Genomic DNA, 24,951 nt, shown 5'->3' on the forward strand with positions numbered 1-24,951 from the left:
CGTTTGCGCGCCGGATCACCAACCGTGAAAGCGTCTCCATTCCACGCTGTCGCCGTCCGGCGTCACCGCGTGGTATTCGGGAAACTGCGCGCCGGTGGCGCATGCGTGATTCGGCAGGATGCGCAGTTTCATGCCGATCGGGAAGCGCTGCGTGATGTCTTCGCCGGTGTGTGCGTGTTCTGCTGTCGCAGAGAGAATGCCGTGTTCCTGATTGGCGGCGCTTACTACGTAGCCGGGCAGCGGCGTGCCGTTCAGCAGACATGGCTGGCCGTAGCCGAAATCGTGCGACTGCTTCGCGGTGCCGCGATCGCGGCTCATGGCCATCCAGCCCGCGTCGAGAATGGCCCAGCCCTTGTCCGCCTGATGGCCGATCACCGTGGCGAGCACGCTGAGCGCGATGTCGTCGAGCGCACATACGCCGACGTTATGCATGACGAGATCGAACAGCACGTACACACCGGCGCGCACTTCCGTGACGCCTTCCAGTTGCGTGGCCGCAAGCGCGGTCGGCGTGGAGCCGACGCTGACCGCCGGGCACGCAATGCCGGCCTCGCGTAGCCGCTGTGCCGCGCGTACGCAGCCCGCGCGTTCCTGTTCCGCGAGCGCGGCGAGCGCCTCGGGCGTATCCAGTTCGTAGCTGGAGCCGGCATGGGTCATCACGCCGCCCACCTTCACGCCGTTCTCGTGCAGAATCCGGCCGACTTCGAGCAAGGTGTCCTGTTCCGGTGTGATGCCTGAGCGGTGCCCGTCCGTGTCCACTTCGATGCATACCTCGAAGGTTTGGCCGTGCTGGTCGCTGAATGCGGCAATCGCGGCTGCGGCGTTCGGGTTGTCCACCACGAGCTTCAGATCGCAGCCCTGGCGGCGCAGCGCGAGCGCTCTCGGCAGCTTCGACGGAGCCATGCTGACGGCGTAAAGAATGTCTTCGACGCCCGCGGCAAAGAATGCCTCCGCCTCCTTCAACGTCGAAACGGTAATGCCGCGCGCGCCCGCGGCGATCTGCGCGCGGACCACGTCGATGCATTTGGTGGTCTTCACATGCGGACGAAACGCGACGCCGAGCGTGTTCATATGCCCCTGCATTCGCGCGATGTTCTTCTGCATGCGGGCGATATCGATCAACGCGGCTGGGGTTTCGATCTGGTCGAGTTTCATGCTTTCACCGGGAAAATGGAGTCATGCGCGCTCGTGCCGGTTCGCGCCGAAGCGGGCGAGCCATGCAGCGAGCGGGTCGAGCGTCGGCGCTTCGATCTCGGGCGGCTGCGCGCCGCTTACGAGCGGCAGGCCGACGCGATTGTGCCAGTAGGTCCGCAAGCCGACGGCGGCCGTGCCGAACATATCGTAGCTGGAGCCCGCCACGAACGCGGCTTCATGGGCCGCTACGCCGAGTTTTTGCAGCGCGAGACGGTAGGGTAGCGGGTCTGGTTTGTACATGCCGGCTTCTTCGGCGGTGACGATCGCGTCCCAGCGAACCGGGAGGAGATTCGCGGCCTGTGTGCCGAGGCGCGCCGAGCAGTTGGTGACGACGGCCAGCTTGCAATGCGGCGCGAGCGTTTGCAACGCATCGACGGCACCGCTCCACGGCGCGAGGTTCGGCCATTCCGCTTCGAGCGCAAGCGCCGCGGATTCGGGCAGGCCGACTTGCGCGGCGGCTTCGCGCACCAGTTGTTCGTACGCGATGTACTGGCCGCAGCCGTAGGTCAGGCGCAGATAAGCGGCGCGCCATGCGCGGCCCGCCTGCTCGGAACCGGCTGCGCGGTTCCATGCGCTCCACGAGTCGAGCAGGGCGGTCAGCAGGTCGAACAGAACCGCTTTGGGATAGGCGGCGGGCACGGAGGCGAGAGTCATGATCAGGCCGGCAGTAGACGGTGAGCTGATTATAAAGTTCGATTGGCGCGGTGACGTTCAGATGGATTAACTCATAGATTGAGTCAGGCTGAATGATTCATTCGTGAGTGCATGCAACTGCGTATTGACACTTATCGCCGCCAGGGCGGTTGAGGCCTGAAACTGCTTTGCAAATACTGCATGAAATGGCGGGTGCGCGCCGGCAGCCCGGTCCGCTGATGCGTGAGGGCGATCACGTCGGCTGCGGGCGCTCTCCATTCCGGCAGCAAACGGATGAGCTTGCCCTTCGCGAGGTCGTCGGCCACGTCCCATTCGGAACGCAGGATCACGCCGCGGCCTTCGCATGCCCACTGGCGGATCACGTCGCCGTCATTGCAGCTCAGGTGGGCGGACACGCGCACGCTGCGGCGCGTGCGGCCTTTGCTGAACTGCCACAGTGAGACATCTTCGTTATTCTCGCGCAGCACGATGCAGGGTAATTTGCTCAACTCATCTGGAGACCCCGGCACGCCGGTTCGCCTGATCAATGCAGGCGCTGCGCAGACGAAGCGCGCGTTCGGTGCAATCGTGTAGCCAACCAGGTTCGACACCGGCAGCTCGCCGATATGCACGACGATATCGAAACGATCGGTTGTCTCGGTCAAAGGCCGGTCGGAGAGCGTGAGCGCGATGTCGATATCCGGATTCTGCTGTTGGAACGCGGCAATCGCAGGCGCGAGATGTCGTCGCCCGAACCCCAGCGGCGCGTTGATTTTCAGCGTACCGACGAGTCCGCCACGGCGCATCTGCAGATCCTCGAACAGCGCGTCGAACTGCTGGACGAGCTCGGCGCCCCGTTCGCACAGCAATGTGCCTTCTTCGGTGAATTGCAGGCGGCGCGCGGTGCGGTTCACCAGTTGCGCGCCCAGTTTCCTTTCCAGTTGTTGAAGCCGCTGTGTGACCGCGGAGGGCGACAACCCCAGCTTTCGCGCGGCGGCGATCAGGCTGCCGCTTTCGCGCAGCGTCAACAGGAAGCGGATATCGGCCGAATCGTTCATGGCGGCAACGTTTGAGTGAGGAACTCCGGCAGCATAAAGTGTCTGGATGCGCGGTTCCAGTCCGGTCCGGCGCGCGTGCGGACAAACGCGGGCTGGCTGGCAAGGTAAAGTGATGCTTCTGTTACTCGACCAGAAGCGCGGTCCGCTAAAGTGTGCGCTTGCGCTGAATTCCTGTTGTTTTTCATTTGAAAGAGAAGTCCACATGCCGTTGTCTAATGGGCCGTCGAATGGTCTGTCGAACGATACCGCGCAGCACAGCGCCTTGAAACAGGCGGTGTTTCTGCACACGGGCTGGCGTAGTGCGGGAACGTGGGTCTGGTCGCGTCTGCGTGAACTCGATACCGTGACCGCTTTCTATGAACCGCTCAGCAATGTGCTCGCGGAACTGAGTCTTGCGGATGTTTCCGCGTCGCGTCCCACGCTCACGTCCGGACACCCGCCGCTTGCCGCGCCGTACTTCGAAGAATACCGGCCGTTCCTGCAGGAAGGTGCTCGCGGTGTGGCCGGCTATCAAAGGCGTTTCAGTCTCGATCGCTTCGCTAATGTGCCGGACGCGAATTTCCCGCAATTACAGGCCTATTTACGCAATCTGTGCGAGCGCACCACCGCACAGGGCAGCGTGCCGGTGTTCAAATTTTGCCGTTCATCGGGCCGGCTGCCGTGGCTGCGGGCGGCTTTTCCGCAGGCGATGCATGTGGGCGTGCTGCGCAATCCGGCATCGCAGTTTGCTTCCGGGTGGCTGCTCAGCCGGCAGTGGAGCAATCCGTTTTTCGTGGCCGCGCCGTTTCGCGTGCTGGGGCTGAATCAGGCGGATCCGCTGGTCAGGCAGGCCATCGAGATTTGCGGCGTGAGCTTGCCGCCTGCCGCACCTGCTTCGGAAGACGCGTACGCAATGGCGTGCGAGCAGTACGCGCGCACGGCGGAAGGCCATAACGCGTATCGGGCATTCGTCGCGTTGTGGATTCTTTGCGCGTTGCGTATGGCGGAGGATGTCGATCTGCTGATCGACATCGACCGGCTTGGCGCGTCGCGCGATTACGCGCTGGCGTTGAGCACCGCATTCGAAACGCAAAGCGGTTTGTCGCCCGACTTCAGCAACGCGCGCGATCTGGTCGAAGAGACGCGTGGCGGCGCGGCACGCATGAGCGGAATCGACGGACGCGCGATGCGCACGGTGCATTCCGCCGCCCTCAAATTTCTCAAGGCGCATGGCGGTGCCAACGCTGCCTTTGTGGAAGTGATCCGCGAGAAGATGGTGCTCGCCAACGAATTGACCGACGCATGGCGCTGAGCATTCGCCGCGATAGATCGGGCAAGACCCACGCGCCAATACAGTTGCCGCGCAAAAAACAATACAGTGAGGCGCGGTTTTATCTGGCTGTATCGGGAGTATGACCGGCGCCGTCGATACAGTTGGCAAGTCTCGACGGAGCCCGTCGACCAGCGGTTCGCCGCTCTGGCGCGGTGCGACGCAGCCTGATTTTTTGCCTATGGCCCGGTGGTGACACGCCGCGCTTGATCCCGAACACGAGGTAAGGACATGAATGTAGTGAACGAACAAGCAAAGCTGTCGGTGCAGCAGTTGGGCCACTATATCGGCGGCGCGCCGGCCGCGCCGACCAGCGGCCGCTTCAAGGACGTGTTCAATCCCGCCACCGGCAAAGTCACCGGTTCGGTCGCCCTCGCTTCGGTCGAGGAAGTGGACGCGGCAGTGCAGGCCGCCAAGGCCGCCTTTCCCGCCTGGAGCGAAACCGCGCCGCTCAAGCGCGCGCGCATTCTGTTCAGGTTCAAGGAGTTGCTCAACCAGCATCACGACGAACTGGCGATGCTGATCACGCGCGAACACGGCAAGGTGTTCACGGACGCACAAGGTGAAGTGGTGCGCGGCATCGAAGTCGTCGAATTCGCGTGCGGCATTCCGAACCTGCTCAAGACCGATTTCACCGACCAGATCGGCGGCGGCATCGACAACTGGAATCTGCGTCAGGCGCTCGGTGTGGTCGCGGGCATCACGCCGTTCAACTTCCCGGTCATGGTGCCGATGTGGATGTTCCCGGTTGCGCTCGCCTGCGGCAATACGTTCGTGCTGAAACCGTCGGAGCGTGATCCGTCGGCGTCGCTGCGGATTGCCGAACTGCTGAAGGAAGCCGGCCTGCCCGACGGTGTGTTCAACGTCGTCAACGGCGACAAGGTGGCCGTCGATGCGCTGATCGATCACCCGGACGTCGCGGCGCTGTCGTTCGTGGGCTCCACTCCGATCGCCGAATACATTCACACGGAAGCGTCGAAGCGCGGCAAACGCGTGCAGGCACTCGGCGGCGCGAAAAATCACCTGGTGGTGATGCCGGACGCGGATCTGGACCAGGCGGTCGACGCGCTGATCGGCGCAGCCTACGGTTCGGCGGGCGAGCGCTGCATGGCGATCTCGGTCGCGGTGGCGGTCGGCAATGTGGCCGACCAACTGATCGAGAAACTGGTGCCGCGCGTCAAATCGCTCGTGATCAGGAACGGCGAAAATCTCGACGCTGAAATGGGTCCGCTGGTTACCGCCGAACATAAGGCCAAGGTGGCCGGTTATATCGCGTCGGGCGAGGCGGAAGGCGCGAAGCTGATCGTCGACGGCCGCGCGCATCCGGTGGCAAGCGAAGAAGGCTTCTTTATCGGCGGTACGCTGTTCGACAATGTCGGCACGCAGATGAAGATCTACAAGGAAGAGATCTTCGGCCCGGTGCTGGCAGTGGTGCGGGTGCCCGATTTCGCGAGCGCCGTGGAGTTGATCAACGCGCACGAATTCGGTAACGGCGTGTCGCTCTTCACGTCGGATGGCGGGGTGGCGCGCGCGTTCGGCCGGCAGATTCAGGTGGGCATGGTCGGCATCAACGTGCCGATTCCGGTGCCGATGGCATGGCATTCGTTCGGCGGCTGGAAGCGTTCGCTGTTCGGCGACCATCACGCTTACGGCGAAGAGGGCGTGCGCTTCTATACGCGCTACAAGAGCATCATGCAGCGCTGGCCGGATAGCATCGCCAAAGGTGCTGAATTTACGATGCCGGTGGCGAAGTAGGTCGGCAAGCAAGTCAGTCGGAGTCAGAAAAGCCGCGCCTGAACCAGGCGCGGCTTTTCCACATCCCCCGGGCAACGCCTCTCTAAACACCCGAAGAGGAATCTTCTTCCACTTCGCTGAGAACAGCGTTCTGCACCGCGACAGCAGGACTGACATAAGCCGGCGCCTGGCGTGGCTCGTCGATGCTGTAGCGCAAACGCCCCGCCTCGATATACACGCGCAACCGGCGGTATTTCACGAGGTAGAGCACGCCGACAACCGCCGCCGCGAACCCCGATGCCGCGCCCACACCCAGCGCCCAACGCGGACCGAAACGGTCTGCGACCCAACCCACCACCGGCGCGCCGAGCGGCGTGCCGCCCAACGCAATGGCCAGCAGAATCGCGATCACCCGGCCGCGCATGACGGGCTCGGTGGAAAGCTGCACGAGACTGTTGGTCGAGGTGTTGAAGGTTTGCGTCGCCACGCCGATCACCATCAGCGCAATGCCGAACAGCACGGAGTTCGGCATCAGCGAGGCCGCAGTGCAGCCCACCCCGAACACGGCCGCTGCGATGAGCAGCAGCGCCATGCGCGGTTTCGCCCGGCGCGCGGCGAGCAGCGCGCCAGTGACGGAGCCGATCGCCATAGTCGAGCTCAATACACCGTATTCGCCCGCGCCCGCGTGAAACGCGGTGACCGACATCGTCGAGATGAAGATCGGGAAATTCAGGCCGAACGTGCCGATCAGGAACAGCATCAGCAACGCGGCCTTCAGATCGGGACGCGTCCACACGTACTTGAAACCTTCGACGAAGCTGCCGCGCGTGCGCACCGCCCGCGGCTTCAGATGCAGTTCGCTCACACGCAGCATGCGCAGCGAACCGAGTACCGCGACGAACGAAAGCGCGTTGATGAGAAACACCCAACCGGTGCCCACCGAGGCGATCAGCAGCCCCGCGACCGCAGGTCCGATCATGCGCGCCGCGTTGAACGAAGTGGAGTTCAGCGCGACCGCGTTCGACAGATCGTGCTCGCCGACCAGGTCCGACACGAAAGTCTGACGCGCCGGCGAATCAAACGCGGTGACGCAGCCGAGCAGTCCCGCAAAGACATAGACGTGCCACAACTGCACGAGCCCGGTGACGGTGAGAATGCCGAGGCACAGCGCGAGCGAACCCATGCCCGCCTGAGTCGCGAAGAGCAGCTTGCGACGGTCGAAGTGATCGGCGGCATAGCCGGTCAGCGGCAACATCAGCATTTGCGGGCCGAACTGCAACGACATGACGATACCCACCGAGGTCGCGTTGTGATGCGTGAGCTCGGTGAGCACGAGCCAATCCTGCGCCGTGCGCTGCATCCATGTCCCGACGTTGGAGACGATCGCGCCGCTCGCCCAGACCCGGTAGTTGAAATTGCTCAGCGAACGGAAAGTGCCGATCACCGGACGATTCCCGCTCGAAGGGTCCGCGCGGCGCGCGAGCTGCGGCGCATGTTCAAACTCAGGGTCATGCGCGCGAGCGTTCGAGCAGATCGAGGACTTCCTGCGTCGTGCCGGTTTCGCCAAGGCGCGGGAAGATGCGCGTGATGCTGTTGATGTGAGCATCCGCATTGCGATCGGTCATGGCGTCGACCACGAGCGTCACGTTCAGGCCGAGTTCGTGTGCGTAGCGCGCGGTGGATTCGACGCCGATGCTGGTCGCCACGCCCACGAGCACGACTTGCGTGACGCCTTGCCCGCGCAGGTACGCTTCGAGATCGGTATTGGTGAATGCGCCCCAGGTGCGCTTGGTGACCCGATGATCGGACGGTTGCGCGTTCAGCTCGGGCACCAGATCCGCGAATCCGGCGGGGAAGTCGCCCGTGTTGCGCGCCTCCTGCGTGCGGCCCGGCGCGCCGCCGGTCACGTTGACGAGCACCACGGGTAGGCCGTGGCGGCGAAACGCCTCCGCGAGCACGGCCGAGCGCTCGACCACTTCGCCGGTGGGATGCGCGGTGGGCAGCGCGACAATGCCTCGCTGCAAATCGACGACGATGAGTGCGGTTTTTGCGTCGAGTGTGGTGAGTGCCATGAAGTACTCCTGGAGTTACGAGTCGATGAGGCGTTTGAGCAGTTCGACGCCGATAACGAGCTGTTGCTGCTCGGCCGCCGAGAAGCGCGTCTGGATGGTGCGAAACAGCCAGTCTTCACGTGCCGCGCGGCTTGCCTTGACCTTCTTGCGAAAGGCGGGCGTGAGGGAGAGAACCGTTTGCCGGCCGTCGTTCGGATCGGGCGTGCCATTTACCAGCCCGGCGGCCTTCAGTGCCGAAAGCGTCTCGCCCATCGACTGCGGACGCATGCCATGAGCACGCGCGAGCGCGGTGACGGTTGCCGGACCTTCGCGTTCCAGCAAGCCGAGGACCTGCACCTGAGAGGGCGTGAAATCGCCGACATGCGACTCCTCGCGCAAACGGCGGCGCAGTTTGCCGACCAGCACGCGCAAGTCTTCGGCCACGATGTGCAGGGAGTCGGGATCGACCGGTAGATCGGGCTTGGCCATGTCGCAATGGATATGAAGGATACCTGCGAAGGTTACCTTCGCATCTGGTCGGCGTCAAGTCGGGGCTGCGGCGGGCCAGCGGGACCGCCGCGCTCACTTGTCTATTGCCCGGCGCAGATGTCAATATCGGTGCATGCCGTCGAACCGGCCATTGGGAGAATAGCCATCAGCACAAGCCTGCGAGCGTCCATGCAGCACGCCACGACTTTCCGGTTTGCCGCGCCGCACGATGCGAGCGCGATCCGCACGATCGAATTCGAAGCGGGTCAGCGTTTTGCGAGCGTCGGCATGGCGGGCATTGCCGACGCGCCGCCGATGGAACCGGAACTCGTCGCCCGCAAGATAGCGGCGCGGGAAGTCATCGTCGCCGTGGATAGTGATGAAAAGTGCGCCGGTTTCGTGATGTTCGAGCCGCAGGCCACATCCATCTACGTGCAGGAACTCGACGTGCTCACGTCGCACGCCGGGCGGCGTATCGGCGCGGCGCTCATCGGCCAGGTCGCACAGGTCGCCCGTGCGGCGCGGCTCACGCAACTCATCCTGTCGACGTTTCGCGAGGTGCCGTGGAATGCGCCGTACTATCGGCGGCTCGGTTTTCGCGATATCGAGGAAACTGAACTCGACGCGGCGTTGCGAGCGCGGCGCGACGCGCACATTGCGCAAGGACTGGATGAATCGAAACGCGTTTTCATGCAGCGCGATCTGGCGTGACGGGTGGAACGTGACGTGATGCGTCGCACTATCCGCTGGCGTAAAAAAGCGCGGCAGGCGTGACCGGGACGAATCATTCCGCTCACGCGCTGCCGCGCGGTTTTTCAGCGTGCTGCCGTGCCATGCCATGCATTTGCCGCTTTAACCCGACGACCTGACCCTCGCCGGCTCTCCGCCTGGCTTTGCCTTTTCAGCTTGCTCGCACGCCGACTCTACGCGCTTATTCCACGGTTTCCAGCGTCGGATAATCCACATAGCCGGTTTCGCCGCGCGCGTAATAGGTTGCCGGATTCGGCTTGTTCAACGGCGCATTCGTGGCGAAGCGGCGCACCAGATCCGGGTTCGCGATGAACAGCTGACCCCAGGCCACCGCATCTGCCTCACCCGCGTCGAGCACCTGTTGCGCGGTTTCCGTGGTGAACTTTTCGTTGGCGATGTACGGGCCGCCGAATGCCTTCTTCAGTTGCGGGCCGAGACGGTCGTCGCCGAGCGCTTCACGTGCGGCAATGAATGCGATCTTGCGCTTGCCGAGCTCGCGAGCCACATAGCCGAAGGTGCCGGCCGGATCGGAGTCACCCATAGTGTGCGAATCGCGGCGCGGCGCGAGGTGTACGCCGACACGGTTCGCGCCCCACACGCCGATGCACGCGTCGGTCACTTCGAGCAGCAGACGGGCGCGGTTTTCGATCGGGCCGCCGTAGGCGTCGGTACGTTTGTTGGTGCTGTCCTGCAGGAACTGGTCGAGCAGATAGCCGTTGGCGCCGTGCACTTCGACGCCGTCGAAACCGGCCGCTTTGGCGTTTTCCGCGCCTTTGCGGAATGCTTCGACCACGCCGGCGATTTCATCGAGTTCCAGTGCGCGCGGCGTCACGTAGGCACGTTCCGGACGCACCAGGCTCACGTGGCCCTGTGCGGCGATCGCGCTCGGCGCGACCGGCAGTTCGCCGTTCAGGAACAGCGGGTCGGAAATACGGCCCACGTGCCACAGTTGCAGAAAGATCCTGCCGCCGGCCGCATGCACGGCGCTCGTCACGAGCTTCCAGCCTTCAACCTGTTCCTGCGACCAGATGCCCGGCGTGTCGGCATAACCCACGCCTTGCGGCGTCACCGAGGTCGCCTCGCTGATGATCAGACCGGCCGTTGCGCGTTCAGCGTAGTACTTCGCCATCAGCGCGTTGGGCACGCGGATTTCTCCGGCGCGCTGGCGTGTGAGCGGCGCCATGATGATGCGGTTCGGCAGCGTGATGTCACCAATTTGCAGCGGATCGAAAAGAGTCGGCATAAGAGTTCACCTTTGACGGCGGGCACGTGGCCCGAGCCTGAAAAAAACTGCATGATGAAAGAAGCGCGGCGATGCGGATCAAGCGTCTAAAGCCTGGTATTCATGTGCTCGAGGAACGCCTGGATGACCGGCTCATTGCGTTTGAAAAACACCCACTGACCGACCCGCTTCGACGTGACGAGCCCCGCGCGCTGCAAGGCCGCAAGGTGGGCCGACACGGTGGACTGCGACAGGCCGCAGTGCGCGTCGATCTTGCCGGCGCACACGCCGTGATCGAGCGGCAACTCCTGGTCGGCGAAATGCGCATACGGCTCACGCAGCCAGCCGAGAATCTCCCGGCGAACCGGGTTGGCAAGCGCTTTGTGAATCGCGTCGATATCGAGCGTCATGGGGTGGCTTTCAAGGTCTTCAACAACAGGCAGGCGTCGCGCTGGTCAATGCGCGCACGCCTGCATCGTTACAGGGCGAATTATATATCGTAATTTTACGATATGCATGAAGGCACTGCGGCCCGTGAGGGTGACAGGTGCGGACGCGCGATTTCGAAGTTTCGCAGCCACGTCCGGCGCCCATGCGTAGTCGCGCGGGCCGCGTTCCACGGCGCCGCCCGCTGGAGGGCCCGGGGGTTATTTGCCGAGCTTGCTCAGGTACAGTTGCGCCGCCCGCAGCACGTGCCGTTCCGCGAGCATGGCGGCCAACGCCGCGTCGCCCGACTGCACCGCGCGCAGAATGGCCGCGTGCTCTTCCCACGTCATGCGAATTTCCTCGTCATTCGAGTTGACGAACAGCATGCGCGTGCGATCGCGCAGCGAGCGCATCAGATCGGTGAGCATGGAGTTCGCACCCGCCGCGTACAGCAGATCGTGAAAGCGCGCATTGAGGTCGAGCAGTCCGGCGGTTTCGCCTTTATTTACCCGGGCTTTGCCCTCGTCCAGCACCTGCTCGATTTTCGCGGCCAGTTCCGGCGTGCAGTGCTCCGCGGCGAGGCGGGCGTTCAGGCCCTCCAGTGTGGCGCGGATCTGCACCATCTCGCGCGCGGACGACGGTTCGAGCGACGCGACCACCGCGCCATGACGCGGCCGCACTTCGACCAGGCCTTCCGCCGCCAGCGCCCGCAGCGCTTCGCGCACCGGCACGCGGGACACGTTCAGGTCTTCGGCAATGCGGCCTTCCACGAGGCGGTCGCCCGGCGCATAGACGCCAGACGTGATGGACTCACGAATGCGGACGAGCACGAGTTCAGACAATTGCTGGTGCTGAATCGGAGCAGATCGCGCCTGCTTGCCTGCGAGGGCCGGCGAATCCGGTTGGCTACTCATTGTTTCTCCATGCACTGGGCGTCGCCGGCGGCGCCAGCGGTCGAGGCATTTTAACCCAGTGACGGAACGTTGTAGACAGTACACGTCATACCACTGCGTACTTAAATGGTGCGGGGTGCCATTCGTCGGATAATTTGCGGGGAAGGCCGCCGCGGATCGGTGCCCGTGAGGCCGCCCGGATGTGGCGCCGCGGCCGCGCCGCGGGTAGGGCCGGCAAATTGCCGGCGTCGTGGGAAACAGGCTCGCTCAGCTGATCGCAATCGCGACGACCGTGGCCGCGATCAGCCCGCAAACGACCGGCAGGAAGAGCGCGCGCACGGCTTCGAGCACGGGAACCCGGGCGAAACCGGTCACCGCGATCAGCGAGGACCACGCGATGAGCGTGCCGCCGCCCGTCCACACCGCGCCCATCTGGCCGATCGCCGCGAGCGTGGCCGCGGGCATGTGCGCCATCGGCGCGAGCGCGCCCGCGAGCGAACCCGTGAGCGGCAGTCCCGCGAAACCCGAGCCGTCGATGCCGGTCACCATGCCGGTCAGCAGTACCCCGAACGACACGAACACGGGGCTTTGCGGAATGAACCGGCTGCATGCCTGGACCAGTTCGAACAGCAGCGAGGGCACATGCTGGCCCGGCGCAATGCCGAGAATCGTGCCCGCCGTGCTGCTGTCGCCCACGAAAAAGAAGCCCGCGATCGGCAGCACCGCGCCCATTGCCTTGAAGGCGAACACGAGGCCGTCGATGATGTGTTGCGCCGTGCGGTCGAGAAAGCCGCGGCGTCCGTTCGACAGCGTGGTCAGCATCATCAGGATCGCGGCCATGCCGCCGATCAGCGCGGCTGCGTCGCCGCCGCGGATCGCGTTCGCACCCACGATCTGCGGATGGGTCATCACGACCACCACGGCGAGAAACGCAAGCGGCGTGGCGATCGAGAAGATTCTGGACCACATGTCCTGGCGCGACATCGCGCTGCCGCTCATCATGCCGGGCATGGCCAGCGCCGCGCCGCCACCTGCCGATGCAAGCGCCGGTTGCGGCTCGTTCAGAAGTCCGCCGCTCGTGCTGCGAGCCAGTTCGGCCGTGGCGAAGCTGCCCTGGTGCAGTTGCGCGCCGGTTTCCGCCGCGCGCGGTTCGCCTTGCGCGCCTTGCGCCTCCCAGGCGACCAGATTGGCCGTGCCGGGCTTGCGTGCAGTGCGCCGCACGGTCAGCCACCACGTCATGCCGAGCGCGACCACGCCCGCCACGACCGAAAGCAGAAAGGCCATATTGGCGACGGCCTGCATATCGGCGCCGGCCGCCTTCGCGCTGATGCCGGGCGCGACCTTGATCACGTAGTCCGACGAAAGCGCCATGCCCTGGCCGGCAATCGCGATGGCGGCCGCCGCGCCCAGCGGCGAGAGGCCCGCGTAGATCGCGGCGGGAATCAGGATGGCGCCGACCAGCGGCACGGCAGGCGTCGGCCAGAAGAACAGCGAGATGAGATAGGTGATCAACGCAAGGATAAAGAATGCCGCGTGACCATTGACCATGATCCGCTTGAACGGACGGACCATGCGCACGTCGGCGCCGATTTCGCGCAGGCCGTTGAGCAGCGCGGTCATCAGCGCGATCACGAGAAAAATGTTGAACAGTTCGTGCGCGGCCGTGAGGCTGCCCAGGAAAATGGCCTGGAGCCCCGTCAGCAGTTTGCCCGACGAGGCGAGCGCCACCGCGAAGGTCGCAAGAATCGCAGGAACGACCACGTTGGCCCGGAAAATCATGGTCGCGATGATGGCAACCACGCCTGTCAAATAACAGTAATGGGCCGGCGTAAGTGACGACATGGGGTGCATGGGCGGACCCTCGCTTTGTAAGAGGGATGGAGTGGTTGCCAGGTATACTATGTGCAGCTTGACGCAGGTCAAAAAAGCAGGACGTTTTTTTTGTGGTGCGAGCGCAGATCAGCCCGGCCGCGGCGGCCTGTCAGGCGGTGCGCATCCGGCTTTGCGCGTGAGAAGGGTGGTGTGAAAACGGGCGGCGCGGGCAGGCAGGATCTGCAGATCGTTGAAGACTGTCCGACGCGCCGGCTCGTGCTCCTGCATATCAAACTGAATCCTGCGGCGATCCAGGCATAGCCGCGAGGCGCCGGCCTGATACTTTTTACGCAGCGTTAATGCGGCCTTGGCTAATCTCGAGGGACCAACTGCTCGACACCCAGGATTTCCCGATGATACGAATGCTGATCCCTGTCCTCGACCATAGCGGCGCTGTCGAGGCCGCGCGCTACGCCGCGTTCATGTTCCTCGAGCGCGGTGTCACGGAGGTCGAACTACTGGAAGTGCTCGAACCGGTTGGCGAGGGGCGGGCGGCTGCCTTCCACTCGCGCAGTTCCCTCGTGCGCCACGAGAAGCAGGCCATGCTGAAGGCGTTGATCGACGCGCGCACGATTCTCGAAGAAGCCGGCGTACCCTACCGCTGGAAACGGGTTTTCGGCCACCGTACGAAAGCGGTTGCCGACTACGCGGCCACGACCCGGCCCGACGTGATGGTGATCGACGCCAGCCATATGGGCTTTTTTCGCAGGCTGGCCGTGCTGGCGTCGCTGGCAAGGCGAACGGTCACGCCGGTGACGATGGTTCATTGAAACGGATCATGGGCGAACGCCCTGAATCAGACAATGCCGCCGAGCTTCCCGCCCGCCCGGTTCGCCAGTATGTATTGCAGCTTGTCGAGCGATAACGGTTTGGTGAGGTGATAGTCGAATCCCGCGGCCAGGGCTCGCGACTTGTCGGATTCCGCCGCATAGCCAGTGAGCGCCACCAGCATGACGTCGGCGAGTCCGCTGTCGGATCTCACCGCATGGGCGACGTCGAAGCCGTCCATATCCGGCATGCCGACGTCGATAATGGCGACTTCGGGCAAATTCTCCCTGATCAGCCGGACCGCTTCGCGCCCGCTGTCGCACATCGTGACCTGATGTCCTTCGAGTTCCATCAGGATACCCAGGGACTGCAACGCGTCCACATTGTCGTCAACCAACAGCAGACGCACAGGCCCGAGACCGGGAGACGGCGGAGTTTCGACCCTTGCCTGCAACTCGTCGCCCGAGCGCAAGATCGGCAACTTCAACGTAACCAGCGTGCCTTTGCCTGTTCCTTCGCTGCGCAGGGAAATCGTGCCGTCGTGCAGTTCGACCATTCGCTTGGCGACAGCGAGACCGATTCCCAGTCTGCCTTCGGCACGGGCATTACCGCGTGCCGACTGGGCGAAGAGATCGAAGACGCGTGGCTGGATGGAATTGTCGATGCCAATTCCGTTGTCCTTCACCTCGATGACGACCACCTCCTTGCGCTCCGGTTCCTGTCCGTCTTCGGCGACCCTGACGGCGAGTTCGATCGCGCCGCCGACTGGCGTGTACTTCGCGGCATTGGAAAGAAGGTTGCCAAGCACCTGGCTCAGTCTGACGTGATCCGCCCGCACCGGCACCGGCGTTTCGAGGCCGGTCAGCGTGAGCGAATGCCGCCGCGACTGTATGTGATGCTTCACCGCGGTCACGGCGTCGAACGCGATCTCGTTGAGCGAGGTATCGCTGTGCTTGATGGCGAGCTTGCCGTGCCGCAACCGCGCGGCGTCGAGCAGGTCGTCGACGAGGGTTCGCAGATGGCGCATCTGCCGCTGCGCGATGGTCAGAACCTCGACCGCCCTGGCGTTGTCCGCGCACAATTGCTTGGCGGCGCCGACCGCGCTATCGATTGGCGCCATCGGGTTTCGCAACTCGTGCCCGAGCATGGCGATAAATTCGCTATGCCGGCGCTCGCTTTCCTCGCCGGTGTCGCGGGCATTGACGGTGGTCAGCGCAGCACCCGCGGAGACGGCGAGGTTCGAGAGCAGACGCACGTCTTCGAGGTCGAAGCGGCGCGCCGAGGTGTGCGACATCACCCAGATCGCGCCCACGAAGCCGTTGTCGGTCGGGATCGGCACGACCAGCCGTTCGGCAATCTCCACGCCGGGAAAACGCAAGCTGGGAAAGTGGTCCTGCGGCCGGACAAATAATTGCGGCGCCGCGGATTCCAGTGCCAGCCGGCACGGACATTCGTTCCATGCGGTTGTTTTACCTTGCAAGCCGACGCACAAACCGGCCACCGCCAGCCAGCGAAACTGCCTGTGCGGATCCGTGCCTTCGACGAGACTGATGCCGGAACTGCCCGCATTGCAAAGCGACAGCGCGGCGTCCGCGATTTCCTGCAAAAGCCGTTCGCGCGATCCCGATTGCGCCCGCGCGAGCCTCAGCAGAATGCCGTTTTCGGCGGCATGATCCGCAGGCCTCGCCGGACGCGAGCCGAGTTCGTCCGTGTGGGCGGGTTTGCTATTGCTTTCCATGACATCGAGTCGCGCTGAGAAAGAATGAAGATGAATGTTGCAATGGGAGCGGCTGGGGAAAGTCCGTTGGAATGCCGGGAGATGTCTCGCGTTAACAGAACCTCGCCGTGTATGGTCTGAAGGTTTGCGTGATCGACGCCCTGAAGATTGTACGAGGCTTTAGCGGGGCGTGCGCGTGGGTCCGTCTTCCCCGCATCGGGCCGCGTGACGCATAAGCGGCAAAGATTCATTCTTACTGGCAAAAAATGCAAACCCGGTATCAGTTGCCGGTATCCCGCGCTACGCGGGCTACTTCGTGACGGCGCAATCGGCTTTGAAAGCCGCGTTGACTTTGCGGAACGATCGGCTGGCCCGCGGGGCATGGATTTTGCAGAAGGCAACGGGCCAACCTTCTGGAGCCGGTCATGCCCACCAAGTCTGTTGCACCATCGACAACCGACGAACTCGACACCGTTCCGGACACATCGAGCCCCGCCTATGCCGGTCGTCATCCGATAACACGGCTGTTCGACAGGTTCGCGAGCCTCGTCACGCGGTGGGCCGGTTCGCCGGCGGCGTTCTGCCTTGCCGTGTTGACGGTCGCCGCATGGATCGTCACGGGACCCATTTTTCATTATTCCGACGGATGGCAACTGGTCATCAACACCGGCACCACGATCGTCACTTTTCTGATGGTGTTCCTGATCCAGCAGAGCCAGAACAAGGACAGCGTGGCGCTGCACCTGAAGCTCAACGAACTGCTTTCCTCGCATCGGGCCGCGGACAATCATCTCATCGGCATCGAGGACGCGTCGGAAGAAGAACTGCGCAGGCTGGCGGCGGCATACCTGCGGCTGTCCACGAAGCCTGACTCCGAGACTACTTCAGGCATGCCGACTTAGGGCGACACCTGCCGTTGGCCCATCTTCCGGGGGTCGCCAAGCTCGCTGTCGGACCAGCCGCCGCCCAGATCGCCGATCAGCGACGCGGCGTCGAGCAGCCGCGTCTGCTGGACGTTCAAGGCCGTCTGCTGAAGATTCAACTGAGTGGCTTGCGCGGTCGCGACGGTGGTGAAGTCCACCGTGCCCGCCTGATATTCATTGCGCGCGATCTCGGTGCCGCGCGTCGCGTCGCGCACCGCGCGCTCCAGCACCTCGGCTTGCTGCGCGAGGATCCGCAAGCCGGCGAGGTCGTTCTCCACGCCCTGGAAGGCCGTCAGAACCGTGCCGCGATAATTGGCGAGGGCTGCGTCGTAAGACGCTTTTGCCGCGTCGACCTGCGCGCTGCGCTGCCCGCCGTCGAAAAGCGTCTCGCTCGCCTGGCCGCCCAACGACCAGACATAATTGGCGATGTGCAGCAGGCCCGCCAACGGCGACTGCGTGAAGCCATCCAGCGCCGATAGTGAAATCGTCGGGTAGTACGCCGCGACGGCCACGCCGATCGCGGCATTCTGTGCGGCCATCTGGCGCTCGGCGGCGGCAATATCGGGCCGGCGCTGCAATAGCGTGGACGGTACGCTGACCGGAACGGACGGCAAGGTGGGCAGGGTGGTGTTGGTGGGTACGTCCAGTTCTTCCGGATTCCTGCCGACCAGCACGGCGATCGCATGAACGTATTGAGCCCGCGCGACACCCAGTGCAATCAGACTCGATTGGGCCGACTCCAGTTGCGTCTGCGCGCTCACCAGATCGGAAGGCGGCACGGTGCCGGCCTTGTCCTGATCGGCGACCACGCGCAACGATTGCTCGAACGCATCCACGGTGTGAGTGAGCAGGTCGATATTCGCATCCGTCACGCGCAGATCGATCACCGCGTTGGCCAGCGCGATCTGCTCGGAGAGCGTGGCGTTGGCGAGCGTGGCCTGGCTGGCCTGCGCGGTGGCGGCGTTTTGCTCGATGTTGCGGCGCACGAGACCCCACAAGTCGGGCGCCCAGCTCGCGTTGGCTTCGAGCGAGCCGGCGTTGTTGATGCGCTGGAAGTTGCCCACGCCCGCGCCGCCGGCCAGCACGCTGCTGCTCAGATTGCCCGTGGACGAACGTTCACGGGTGGCCGATCCGTTAATGCCGATGGTCGGGAACAGCGCGCTGCGCGCGAGCCGCACTTCGGCCAGCGCCTGCTGGTAGTTCGCATAGTCCTGGCGCACGGTCTGGTTCGACACCGAGACGAGCGGTTCGAGCTCGTTGATGAGCGGGTCGTTGAAGGCCGTCCACCAGTCTCCCTTCGGGACCTCGGCGGCGGGCTGCGCCTCGATCCAGCCGGGCAGTTCCTTCCACATGGCGGGCGTGGCGACGGGCGGCCGATGGTAGTCGGGGCCGACCATGCAGCCGCCCATCAACACGGTCGATAACGCCAGCAATGCGCCGGCCAGTCTGGTGGGGTAGATCGTTTTCATCATGCGCTCGTGTCCGGTGCGTCGTCGCGGCGATTCCACGGCAGGCGCGCTGACCATCTCGCCAGCCGCGCGCGCAGCCGGTCGAGGTACAGGTAGATCACCGGCGTCGTGTATAACGTGAAAACCTGACTCACGAGCAGGCCGCCCATGACCGTCACGCCGAGCGGCTGGCGCAGCGACGCACCCTGGCCGATGCCGATCGCAAGCGGCACCGCGCCCAGCACGGCGGCCGCGGTCGTCATCATGATCGGGCGCAGCCGCACCACCGCGGCCTGGTGAATCGCATCGCGCGCATTCATGCCTTCCTCGCGTTGCAACTGGATCGCGACGTCGACCATCATGATGCCGTTTTTCTTGACGATACCGATCAGCAGAATGATGCCGATCATCGCGATCACCGAAAAGGGCGTGCCGAAGATCAGCAAGGCGAGTGTCGCGCCGATGCCCGCCGACGGCAGCGTGGACAGGATCGTGAGCGGGTGCACCGTATTCTCGTACAGTATGCCGAGCACGATATAGACCACCACCAGCGCGGCGAGAATCAGCAGCGGCACGGCGCCCATCGACTGCGCATAGGCTTGCGCGGCGCCCGCGAACGCGCCGTGCACCGACGCGGGCATGCCGATGTCGCGCTCGGCCTGCGCAATGAGCTGGCCGGCCTCGCTCAGCGATCCGCCGGCCGGCAGATTGAACGAGATGGTGCCAGCCACGAGCCCGCTCTGATGGTTCACCTGGGTCGCGGTGTGGCTGTTCGAGAAGGTCATCATCGCCGAAAGCGGGACCATCGTTTCCGCCGCCGTGCTGTCCGCGCTGCCGCTGGAATTGCCGCCCTTGCTGTTCGAGATGCTGTTGGTCTGCTGGTTCGCTTCGGCGTCGGCGTTCAGGGTGTTCGTATTCGCGCTGCTGCTCGACGCGCTGCCGACAGCCATTGCCTGCTGCACGGCTTTGACGGTGGCGCGCGACATCTGCGTCTGCTGCGTGCCGCTCGGGTTGCCGGCAGAGGTGCTCAGGAAAATCTGGTTGAGCGCTTGCGGATATTGCCAGTAGGCGGGCGCGACTTCCATCACGACAAAGTACTGATTGAGCGGGTTGTAGATGGTCGACACGGTGCGCTGCCCGAACGCGTCGTACAGCACGTTGTCGATCTGGTTCGGCTGGAAACCGTAGCGCGTGGCGGTCGCGCGGTTGAAGTTCACGTAGGTCTGCAAGCCGTTCTGCTGCAGATCCGAATTCACGTCTTCCAGTTTTCCACGGTATTTGCCGAGTTCGGTGACGAGTTTCGGCACCCAGGTGAAGAGCGCGTTCGCATCGTCGCTGGAGAGGGTGTACTGGTATTCGGCCGCGGCCTGGCGCCCGCCGATCTGCAGATCCTGCTGCGCCTGCAGGAACAGCCGGGCGCCCGATACGGCATTGAGTTTGGGACGCAGCCGGTTGACCACCTCGGTCGCCGACAGATGGCGTTGCGCGAGCGGTTTCAGTTCGATGAACACATTGGCCGTGTTCAGTGCGCGCCCGCCGGTGAAGCCCGCCACCGATGCCACCGCCGGGTCCTGCTTCACGATCGCCTGCAATTGCGCGAGCTTCTTTTCCATTGCGTTGAACGAGACGCTCTGGTCGGCGATGATCTGGCCGATCAGGATGCCGGTGTCCTGCTCCGGAAAGAACGTGCCGGACAGCAGCGGCACCAGGAACACGTTGAGCACGAGCAGGCCGATCAGCAGCAGGACGACCGCGAGCGCGTGATCGAGCGCCGCCGCGAGCGAGCGCGCATAAGCCTGCTTGAAGCGCTCGAACTGGGCCTCGACCCAGTGCGCCCAGCGCGACTGCAGATGCATCGTGCGCTCGCGGCTGAGCAGATAGGCGCACATGACCGGCGTGATGGTCAGCGAAATGAGCAGCGACAGCAGGATCGCAATCGAGAGCGTGACGGCGAACTCATGGAACAGCAGCCCGACAATACCCGGCATCAGCAGGATCGGCAGGAACACGGCGATCAGCGAGAGACTCATCGAGATCACCGTGAAGCCGACCTCGGCGCTGCCGCGCAGCGCGGCTTCCTTCGGATCGAGACCGGCTTCGAGATGCCGCACGATGTTCTCCAGCACCACCACGGCGTCGTCGACCACGAAGCCGGTGCCGATCGTCAGCGCCATCAGCGAGAGGTTGTCGATGCTATAGCCGAGCAGATACATCGGTCCGAACGAGCCGACGATCGAGAGCGGCAGCGCGACCGCCGGAATCAGCGTGGCGCGCGGCGACAGCAGGAACACGAACACCACGCCCACCACCAGCAGCACCGCGATGAACAGCGTGCGCTCGGTGTCGGCCACCGAAGCGCGCACCGACTCCGAGCGGTCGATCGCGACATTCACGTGGATCGCGCTCGGCAATGCGGCTTCGATGATCGGCAGGCGCGAGCGGATCTGCTCGACCGTCTGCACCACGTTGCTGCCAGGCGTCGGATAGACGATCACGAGCACCGCCGACTTGCCGTTGTAGAGTCCGGCGTTGCGGATGTTCTCGTTCGAATCGCGCACCTGGGCGACATCGCGCAGCAGGACCGGTGCGCCGTCGCGATAGGCGATCACCACGTCGCGATACGGCGCGGCCTTGCTGATCTGATCGTTCGACGTGACCACATAGCGCTGCTCGCCCTGGTCGATGTGGCCTTTCGCGCTATTCGCGTTCGCCGCGCCGATCGCGGCGCGCACGTCTTCCAGGCCGATGCCGTAGCTGTTCAGCTTGCCCGGTTCCAGCTCGACGCGCACCGAGGGCAACGCGCCGCCGCCCAGCGTGATCTGCCCGACGCCGTCGACCTGCGACAACTGCTGCTGGATCACCGAATCGGCCGAGTCGTAGAGCTGGGCTTTGGTCAGCGTGTCGGAGGTCAGCGCGAGCACCATGATCGGCGCGCCGGCCGGGTTGTACTGGCGATACGTCGGGTTGCTGCGCAGCGTGGTCGGCAGATCGGCGCGCGCGGCCTGGATGGCGGCCTGCACGTCGCGCGCCGCGCCGTTGATGTCGCGGTTCAGGCCGAACACGACGATGATCATCGAGGAGCCCACGTAGCTGATCGAGGTGAGCTGGTTCACGTCGGCGATGGTGGCGAGCCGCCGTTCCAGCGGCTCGGCGACGGTCGCGGCCATCGTTTCCGGGCTCGCGCCCGCCATGTTCGCCTGCAGCGCGATCACCGGAAACGCGATGTTCGGCAGCGGCGCAACCGGCAGCCGGAAATACGCGAGCGCGCCCGAAATCAGGATCGCGATCGCCAGCAGCGCGGTCGCCACCGGGCGTCGGATGAACAGCGCCGAGATGTTCACGGCGTGTTCTCCGGCGGTGCGGCGGCGCCCTCACTCGCGGCGCGCCGCCTGCTGTTCACGCGCTGCGCGAGGCGGTCGAAGAACAGATAGATCACCGGCGTGGTGAACAGCGTCAGCACCTGGCTCACCATCAGCCCGCCGATGATCGCGAGACCGAGCGGCCGGCGCAGTTCGGAGCCGGTGCCGGTGCCGAGCAGCATGGGCAGCGCGCCGAGCATGGCCGCGAGCGTGGTCATCAGGATCGGCCGGAAGCGCAGCAGCGACGCTTCGAAGATCGCTTCGCGCGCCGGCTTGCCGTGCACGCGCTCCGCTTCGAGCGCGAAGTCGACCATCATGATCGCGTTCTTCTTGACGATGCCGATCAGCAGCACGATGCCGATAATGCCGATCACGTCGAGATCGCTGCCCGCGATCATCAGCGCGAGCAGGGCGCCGATGCCGGCCGAGGGCAGCGTCGAAAGAATCGTCACCGGGTGAATGTAGCTCTCGTACAGCACGCCGAGCACGATATACACGGCGACGAGCGCGGCGATCAGCAGATATACCTCGCTGGAGAGCGAGTCTTCGAATGCCTGCGCCGCGCCCTGGAACGAGGTCGTGATGGACGGCGGCAGTTGCACCGCGCGCTCGGCGTCGCGGATTTGCGCCACGGCGGCGCTGAGCGACGCGTCCTGCGCGAGGTTGAACGAGATCGTCACCGAGGGGAACTGCGCGAGATGGCTGATCATCAGCGGCGACTGCGTGATGCTGATCTTCGCGATGCCCGACAGCGGCACCTGGCCGCTGCTGCTGGTCTGACTCGGCAGATACAGATTGCCGATCGACTGCACGGTAGGCAGCGTCTCGGGCTTCGCCACCAGAATCACGCGGTACTGATCGGACTGCTGGAAGATGGTCGAGACGATGCGCTGGCCGAGCGCATCGTACAGCGCGTTGTCGATCGTGGCCGCGGTGATGCCGTAGCGCGCGGCAAGCTGGCGGTTCACTTCCACGTTCACGCTCAGGCCGTTGGTGTTCAGATCGCTCGTCACGTCCGTGATCGACGAAATCTGCTTCATGCGCGCGATCAAGGCCGGCACGTACTGGTTGAAGGCCTGCTGGTTCGGCCCGCGCAGCACGAAGTTGTACTGGTTGCGCGAGACCGAGGTGTCGAGCGTCAGGTCCTGCTCGGGTTGCAGATACAGGCGAATGCCGGGCACGTTCGCGACTTCCTGCTGGATCCGCCGGCCGATTTCCTCGGCGGTGACCGAGCGGTCGTCGCGCGGGCGCAGATTGATCAGGAAGCGGCCGTTGTTCAGCGTCGGATTGGTCCCGTCGATGCCGACATAGGAGGTGAGCGACACCACGTCGGGGTCCTTCAGAATCGCGTCGGCGAGGGCGCTTTGGCGACGGACCATCGCCGTGTACGAAACCGAGTTGTCGGCCACGCTGATACCCTGGATCACGCCGACGTCCTGCACCGGGAACAGGCCCTTCGGAATCACGATGTACAGGATCGCCGTGAGCGCGACGGTGATGAGCGCGACCGCCAGTGTCAGCATCTGGTGATCGAGCACCCAGTTCAGACCACGCTCGTAGGCGGCGAGCGTCCTGTCGAACAGGCCTTCGCTGAAGCGCTCGAAGCGGCTCGGATGGCGCTGCGCCTGCGCGCGCAACAGGCGCGCGCACAGCATCGGCACCACGGTCAGCGAGACCACCGCCGAAATCACGATCGTCACCGCGAGCGTGATCGCGAATTCGCTGAAGAGCCGGCCGATCACGCCGCCCATGAACAGCAGCGGGATCAGCACCGCGATCAGCGAGACCGTCAGCGAGAGGATTGTGAAGCCGATCTGGCCGGCGCCTTCGAGCGCGGCTTCGAGCGGCGTCTTGCCTTCCTCCAGATAGCGCACGATATTCTCGATCATCACGATCGAATCGTCGACGACGAAACCCGTTGCGATGATCAGCGCCATCAGCGAGAGATTGTCGATCGAATAGTTGAGCTGGTACATCACCGCGAGCGTGCCGATCAGCGAGACCGGCACGGAGATGCTCGGAATGATGGTGGCGGGCACGTTGCGCAGGAACACGAAGATCACCAGCACCACCAGCACGACGGCGAGCACCAGTTCGAACGCGGCGTCCGAGACCGACGAGCGGATCACGCCGGTGGTGTTCGCCACCACGGTGACCTGCAGGCCGGCGGGCAGCGTCGATTCGAGCGCCGGCAACTGCTTCATGATCTGGTTCACGGTGGCGATCACGTTCGCGCCCGGCTGACGCTGCACGTTCAGCACGATGGCCGGCGTGCGGTTGTACCACGCGCCGCGTTCCACGTCCTGGGCCGCCTGGCTCACGCGCGCGACGTCGCGCAGATACACCGGCGCACCGTTCTGATAGGCGATCACGGAGTCCAGATAGTCTTGCGGGTCCACGATCTGATCGTTGGCGTTGATCGTGTAGTCGAGCTCCGGACCGTCGAAATTGCCTTTCGGCTGGCTGACGTTGACGTTGGCGAGCAGGGTGCGCAGATCGTCGAGATTCAGGCCGTAAGCGGCGAGCTTCTGCGGATCGGCTTCCACGCGCACGGCCGGCACGTTGCCGCCGGCCGTCGTCACGAGACCGACGCCCGGCACTTCCGAGATCTTGGTGGCGAGACGATTGTTGGCGGTGTCCTGCAACTGCGTCAGCGACATGGACTTCGACGTGACCGCGAGCGTGAGGATCGGCTGATCGGCCGGGTTCACCTTCGCGTAGGTCGGCGGCGCGGGCAGGCCGGTGGGCAGAAAGCTGTTGGCGGCGTTGATCGCCTGCTGCACGTTCTGCTCGGCAATGTCCAGGTTCAGCGAGAGATCGAACTGCAGCGTGATCACCGACGCGCCTTCCGAACTGTACGAGACCATCTGCTGCAGCCCCGGAATCTCGCCGAGCTGGACCTCGAGCGGCGCCGTGACGGTGGTCGCCATCACGTTCGGGCTCGCGCCGGGATAGAAGGTCTGGACCTGGATAGTGGGATAGTCGACGTCGGGCAGCGAAGACACCGGCAGAAAGCGCATCGCGACCAGCCCGACGAGCACGAGCGCGACCATCAGCAGCGACGTCGCCACGGGTCTGAGGATGAACAGACGGGAGAAGTTCATC

At 64.4% G+C, this 24,951-nt stretch carries 19 protein-coding genes; 5 read left to right on the plus strand and 14 right to left on the minus strand.

Annotation, left to right across the window (positions count from 1 at the left end; translation table 11 throughout):
• Nucleotides 1–15 precede the first annotated feature (15 nt).
• From BXE_RS27040 to BXE_RS27050, 3 genes are all read right to left on the minus strand, one after another.
• Nucleotides 16–1,155 (minus strand): DSD1 family PLP-dependent enzyme, encoded by a 1,140-nt coding sequence (locus BXE_RS27040; RefSeq protein ID WP_011491311.1) that lies wholly within the window; start codon nucleotides 1,153–1,155, stop codon nucleotides 16–18.
• A 21-nt stretch (nucleotides 1,156–1,176) separates the two neighbouring features.
• A complete protein-coding gene (locus tag BXE_RS27045) occupies nucleotides 1,177–1,848 on the minus strand; it encodes an HAD family hydrolase (RefSeq protein WP_011491312.1) in 672 nt (223 codons plus the stop codon).
• Nucleotides 1,849–1,979: 131 nt separating this feature from the next.
• Entirely contained in the window at nucleotides 1,980–2,885 is a 906-nt protein-coding gene (locus tag BXE_RS27050) for a LysR family transcriptional regulator (RefSeq protein WP_011491313.1), read from the minus strand.
• 202 nt (nucleotides 2,886–3,087) lie between these two features.
• On the opposite strand from BXE_RS27050, the gene BXE_RS27055 reads away from it, so the two are divergent.
• Entirely contained in the window at nucleotides 3,088–4,176 is a 1,089-nt protein-coding gene (locus BXE_RS27055; protein ID WP_040124874.1) for a hypothetical protein, read from the plus strand.
• 249 nt (nucleotides 4,177–4,425) lie between these two features.
• Nucleotides 4,426–5,949: a CoA-acylating methylmalonate-semialdehyde dehydrogenase gene (locus tag BXE_RS27060; RefSeq protein ID WP_011491314.1), complete on the plus strand. Its 1,524-nt coding sequence runs from the start codon at nucleotides 4,426–4,428 to the stop codon at nucleotides 5,947–5,949.
• An 82-nt stretch (nucleotides 5,950–6,031) separates the two neighbouring features.
• On the opposite strand, the gene BXE_RS27065 is transcribed toward BXE_RS27060, so the two are convergent.
• The 3 genes from BXE_RS27065 to BXE_RS27075 all read right to left on the minus strand — a co-directional run bounded on the left by BXE_RS27065 (nucleotide 6,032) and on the right by BXE_RS27075 (nucleotide 8,468).
• Complete coding sequence (locus BXE_RS27065; protein ID WP_011491315.1) at nucleotides 6,032–7,372, minus strand: MFS transporter; 1,341 nt, start codon at nucleotides 7,370–7,372, stop codon at nucleotides 6,032–6,034.
• A 64-nt stretch (nucleotides 7,373–7,436) separates the two neighbouring features.
• Entirely contained in the window at nucleotides 7,437–8,000 is a 564-nt protein-coding gene (locus BXE_RS27070) for an isochorismatase family protein (protein ID WP_011491316.1), read from the minus strand.
• A 15-nt stretch (nucleotides 8,001–8,015) separates the two neighbouring features.
• Nucleotides 8,016–8,468, minus strand: a complete 453-nt coding sequence (locus tag BXE_RS27075) for a MarR family winged helix-turn-helix transcriptional regulator (protein ID WP_011491317.1) — start codon at nucleotides 8,466–8,468, stop codon at nucleotides 8,016–8,018.
• Nucleotides 8,469–8,657: 189 nt separating this feature from the next.
• Here BXE_RS27075 and BXE_RS27080 point away from each other — a divergent pair, with 189 nt between their 5' ends.
• The gene (locus tag BXE_RS27080; RefSeq protein ID WP_011491318.1) at nucleotides 8,658–9,179 is read left to right on the plus strand and encodes a GNAT family N-acetyltransferase; all 522 of its coding nucleotides are present in this window, start codon (nucleotides 8,658–8,660) and stop codon (nucleotides 9,177–9,179) included.
• Between the two features lie 220 nt (nucleotides 9,180–9,399).
• Here BXE_RS27080 and BXE_RS27085 read toward each other — a convergent pair whose 3' ends face one another.
• The 4 genes from BXE_RS27085 to BXE_RS27100 form a co-directional block, all read right to left on the minus strand.
• A complete protein-coding gene (locus BXE_RS27085) occupies nucleotides 9,400–10,461 on the minus strand; it encodes an alkene reductase (protein ID WP_011491319.1) in 1,062 nt (353 codons plus the stop codon).
• A gap of 86 nt (nucleotides 10,462–10,547) precedes the next feature.
• Complete coding sequence (locus BXE_RS27090) at nucleotides 10,548–10,850, minus strand: ArsR/SmtB family transcription factor (protein WP_011491320.1); 303 nt, start codon at nucleotides 10,848–10,850, stop codon at nucleotides 10,548–10,550.
• Between the two features lie 237 nt (nucleotides 10,851–11,087).
• Nucleotides 11,088–11,780 carry a GntR family transcriptional regulator gene (locus BXE_RS27095; RefSeq protein WP_011491321.1) on the minus strand — a complete coding sequence of 231 codons (693 nt, stop codon included), beginning with the start codon at nucleotides 11,778–11,780 and terminating at the stop codon, nucleotides 11,088–11,090.
• A 246-nt stretch (nucleotides 11,781–12,026) separates the two neighbouring features.
• On the minus strand, nucleotides 12,027–13,610 hold the full coding sequence (locus tag BXE_RS27100; RefSeq protein ID WP_011491322.1) for a hypothetical protein: 1,584 nt from the start codon (nucleotides 13,608–13,610) through the stop codon (nucleotides 12,027–12,029).
• A 383-nt stretch (nucleotides 13,611–13,993) separates the two neighbouring features.
• Between BXE_RS27100 and BXE_RS27110 the strand changes: the two genes are divergently transcribed.
• Nucleotides 13,994–14,401 carry a universal stress protein gene (locus BXE_RS27110; protein ID WP_407668632.1) on the plus strand — a complete coding sequence of 136 codons (408 nt, stop codon included), beginning with the start codon at nucleotides 13,994–13,996 and terminating at the stop codon, nucleotides 14,399–14,401.
• Between the two features lie 26 nt (nucleotides 14,402–14,427).
• On the opposite strand, the gene BXE_RS27115 is transcribed toward BXE_RS27110, so the two are convergent.
• On the minus strand, nucleotides 14,428–16,137 hold the full coding sequence (locus tag BXE_RS27115; protein WP_011491324.1) for a hybrid sensor histidine kinase/response regulator: 1,710 nt from the start codon (nucleotides 16,135–16,137) through the stop codon (nucleotides 14,428–14,430).
• A gap of 404 nt (nucleotides 16,138–16,541) precedes the next feature.
• On the opposite strand from BXE_RS27115, the gene BXE_RS27120 reads away from it, so the two are divergent.
• Entirely contained in the window at nucleotides 16,542–17,018 is a 477-nt protein-coding gene (locus BXE_RS27120; protein WP_011491325.1) for a low affinity iron permease family protein, read from the plus strand.
• Here the strand turns inward: BXE_RS27120 and BXE_RS27125 are convergent.
• Genes BXE_RS27125 through BXE_RS27135 form a run of 3 tightly spaced genes read right to left on the minus strand, consistent with a single transcriptional unit; the run spans nucleotide 17,015 to nucleotide 24,950 of the window.
• Complete coding sequence (locus tag BXE_RS27125) at nucleotides 17,015–18,511, minus strand: efflux transporter outer membrane subunit (RefSeq protein ID WP_040125436.1); 1,497 nt, start codon at nucleotides 18,509–18,511, stop codon at nucleotides 17,015–17,017. The genes BXE_RS27120 and BXE_RS27125 overlap by 4 nt on opposite strands.
• Nucleotides 18,508–21,828: an efflux RND transporter permease subunit gene (locus tag BXE_RS27130; RefSeq protein ID WP_011491327.1), complete on the minus strand. Its 3,321-nt coding sequence runs from the start codon at nucleotides 21,826–21,828 to the stop codon at nucleotides 18,508–18,510. The genes BXE_RS27125 and BXE_RS27130 overlap by 4 nt, the downstream gene beginning before the upstream one ends.
• The gene (locus tag BXE_RS27135) at nucleotides 21,825–24,950 is read right to left on the minus strand and encodes an efflux RND transporter permease subunit (protein WP_011491328.1); all 3,126 of its coding nucleotides are present in this window, start codon (nucleotides 24,948–24,950) and stop codon (nucleotides 21,825–21,827) included. The genes BXE_RS27130 and BXE_RS27135 overlap by 4 nt, the downstream gene beginning before the upstream one ends.
• Nucleotide 24,951 lies beyond the last annotated feature (1 nt).

The sequence above is a fragment of the Paraburkholderia xenovorans LB400 genome (assembly GCF_000013645.1).
Taxonomy (GTDB): Bacteria; Pseudomonadota; Gammaproteobacteria; order Burkholderiales; family Burkholderiaceae; genus Paraburkholderia; species Paraburkholderia xenovorans.